The following is a 2,979-nucleotide window of genomic DNA, read 5'->3' on the forward strand; positions in this document are numbered from 1 at the left end:
AATGATGTATTATTGTGGTGGCTCAATAAGTTAAATTGTTCTTCTTTCGATACGCTTGAATGAGCGACTGAGTATATCAATAATAGGCATGAACATAGAGGAATTAGTTTGCCGGTTTTTTTCATCATTCATGCTCTTGATCAGGGTGACTGATTTGATTAGCAAATGATCAGTCAAACCTTACCTGCCAGAAGTAACCTGATTCTTTAATTACATCCGCTACAAGATTGAGCACTATCAATGAAACAAGGTGTACAAATAATCCAAAGGAGCATAAAACTTCTTCCACTGGTTACGGGTGGTTTCTGTGAAACTTTCTTCAAGTGTGACACCATAAACAGCATGGTTTGAAAGTCCATTGAACAAAGCGAGAGCTAATGCAGGAGCCAGAGTAATCGCGATGTTTCTCATTAAATGCCTTGAGTCCAGTTCCAGGCTTTGTTGCAATAGAAATTGCAAGAAAACGACTCCGTATGTCATTCCGACTACGGCTCTGGCTACGTCTATGTGATAGTGTGCAGGTATAACTATGGCAAAGGCAATGGTGCTAAGTGTAGCTGTATCCAGGAATAGATCTCCATGCCACCAAAGAGCTATGGTTCCGGCTGCTGCCACCGATCCGGCTATTGCTCCGGCTCCAGCTGCTGCTATGGCACCTGCTTCTTTCTCGACTCTATCAGCACTGCCTGAATTAGGTAATGAAAGAGAGCATATTGTTGATAATGTCTTCGTCAATGAAGCAGATATCATGTAAGCAAAGGCTGCTTTCACAGAAGTTAAACCTCTGTTGAGCATCTTTTTATAGACTATTGCCCCGACTATAATGCCAGCGACTGATGACAACATTTTATATTCACTAAGGGCATAATTTAAAGGTTGGGTTTTGCCTATGTCCTTATGCCTTAAAGCTCGGATGGTAGTGGCTCCGGCTACGTTTCTTGCCACTTCCTCATGGCTTAAGTATGCCGCAGTCATAACGGCGGCAGGATAAAAAGGACAGTTCGTGTATGTTTGATAACCAACGTATGCTGTTCCTGCAAATCGCAGTGGCTGCCACCAGGTTAGCTCAAGGGGCCAGAGTGATAGGTGCCCGGTTAAAGCAACTTCAGTGGAGGTGATAACGGCTGCGAGTTGGTTGCAAAAAGATGCTTTGACCTCCTGTAATTCACTTTCCTCTGTGCGAGGCAGGTCAAAGCGACCCGTTAGGGCAGTTACCACCTCGGGTGATCTGCAGATGCCGTACCAGAATCCATAATTGATTACAGTGGAGACTGCCAGCCTGGAACTACTAATGAGCAGTTTCAGGCTATCTTCAACTAACGATGCGTTATTGTAGTGGTTCAATAAGTTAAATTGTTCTTCTTTCGATAAGCCTGAATGAGCCAATGAGCTTATAAAAAATAAGCACGTGAATAGTGTTAGTGATTTAACGCAAATTTTCATTATTTATATCCTAAATTCGGATACTGATTTTATCTGAGAAAATGATCAACGAATTTTCACCTGTCGGGAGTAAACTGTTTCAACTGATCAGCATACGCAAGCACTTTCATAGTGTCCCTGCCATTTGCCCCTTTACTGTTGATAAAAGACTTTATAGTTCAGCTATGAAGTTTAAGCCACTTATTGGAAGGTGTTGACTATTGTGCTGTCCGAATCAGGAGCAAGTTTCGCCTCGAACGATCAAAGGTGTTTTTGGAAACAGGCCGATATAAAAGTCGGTGGGATGATTTTGTCAAGTTATTCTAACAAAGAGAAACGTCAGCTGACATTTAAGTCATTCAGATCCTTCGCGAAGCGTTCAAAGCAACTATTTGTCAATTAAACAAGGTGTACAAATAATCCAAAGGAGCATAAAACTTCTGCCATTGGATACGGGCTGTTTCGGTGAAACTTTCTTCAAGTGCGACACCACAAACAGCATTGTTTGAAAGGCCATTGATCAGAGCCAAAGCCAATGCAGGAGTCAGGGTAATGGCGACGTTTCTCAATAAACGGTTTGAGTCCAGGTATGAGTTTTGTTTTATCAAAATTACCATGACTCCAATTCCGACTCCGACTCCAGTCTGAGCTCCGGACAGGACTTTGTCTTTAACTCTGTATATGGATTCAACCTCAGGTAGAGAGAAGGCCAGAGTGCCAACTGCGGCTATGAACAAGACTGGGTTTAAGCTCCAGGCCGCTACGACTCCGATGGCTCCGTCTGTAGCTACAGCTAATGATCCGGCTAAGGCTCCGGCTAAGATTTCTGCTCCTGCTTCTACCTCTGAGGCATGAGCACTTTCTGAATTAGATGCTGATAAATAGCCTATTGCTAATATTGACTTTGACAATGAAGCAGAAAGGAGATATACGAAGCTTGCTTCAACAGGTGAAAAGCCTTTGCTGACCAACTTTTCATAAACTATTGTCCCGATCATCAAGCCAGCCATTGATTTCAACAGAGCGTATTCACTGAAGACAAAATCTTCAGGTTGGATTGAGCGTCTATCGTGATGCTTCAGAGCCTGCACGGTGTCAGCAGCGGCTGCGGTTCTTGCCACAACCTCATGGGTAAAGTAAGCCATTGTCATTATGGGTATAAAATAAGGATCCTGAGTAGTGTATGCTCTGTAACCAGCAAATCCTGTTCCTGCAAATCGCAGCGGTAGCCACCAGAGCCGCTCAAGGGGCCAGGGTGAAACCTTTCCGGCCAAAGCAACCTCAGTGGAGGTCAGAACGGCTGCCAATTGATTACAAAAAGATGATTTGACCTCTTGCAAGTTGTTTTTCTCTGTGTTGATAGAGCTAAACCGTCTCGCAAGGTCAGACAACAACTTGGTTGATTTGCAGATACTGTACCAGACTCCATAATGGACCACAGTGGAAACCGCCAGCCCCGAGCTCCTGCTGACCAGTTTCAGACTATCTTCAACCAGTGATGCATTATTGTGGTGGCTCAATAAGTTAAATTGTTCTTCTTTCGATACGCCTGAGTAA

2 protein-coding genes are annotated in these 2,979 nt (G+C 43.7%); both read right to left on the reverse strand.

What is annotated here, in order from left to right:
- Window positions 1–237 precede the first annotated feature (237 nt).
- The gene (locus KDK18_RS14225; protein ID WP_257255593.1) at window positions 238–1,344 is read right to left on the reverse strand and encodes a hypothetical protein; all 1,107 of its coding nucleotides are present in this window, start codon (window positions 1,342–1,344) and stop codon (window positions 238–240) included.
- A 473-nt stretch (window positions 1,345–1,817) separates the two neighbouring features.
- The coding region (locus KDK18_RS14230) for a hypothetical protein (RefSeq protein WP_257255594.1) at window positions 1,818–2,979 on the reverse strand (1,162 nt) is incomplete at its 5' end.

The organism is Endozoicomonas sp. SESOKO3 (assembly GCF_024606255.1).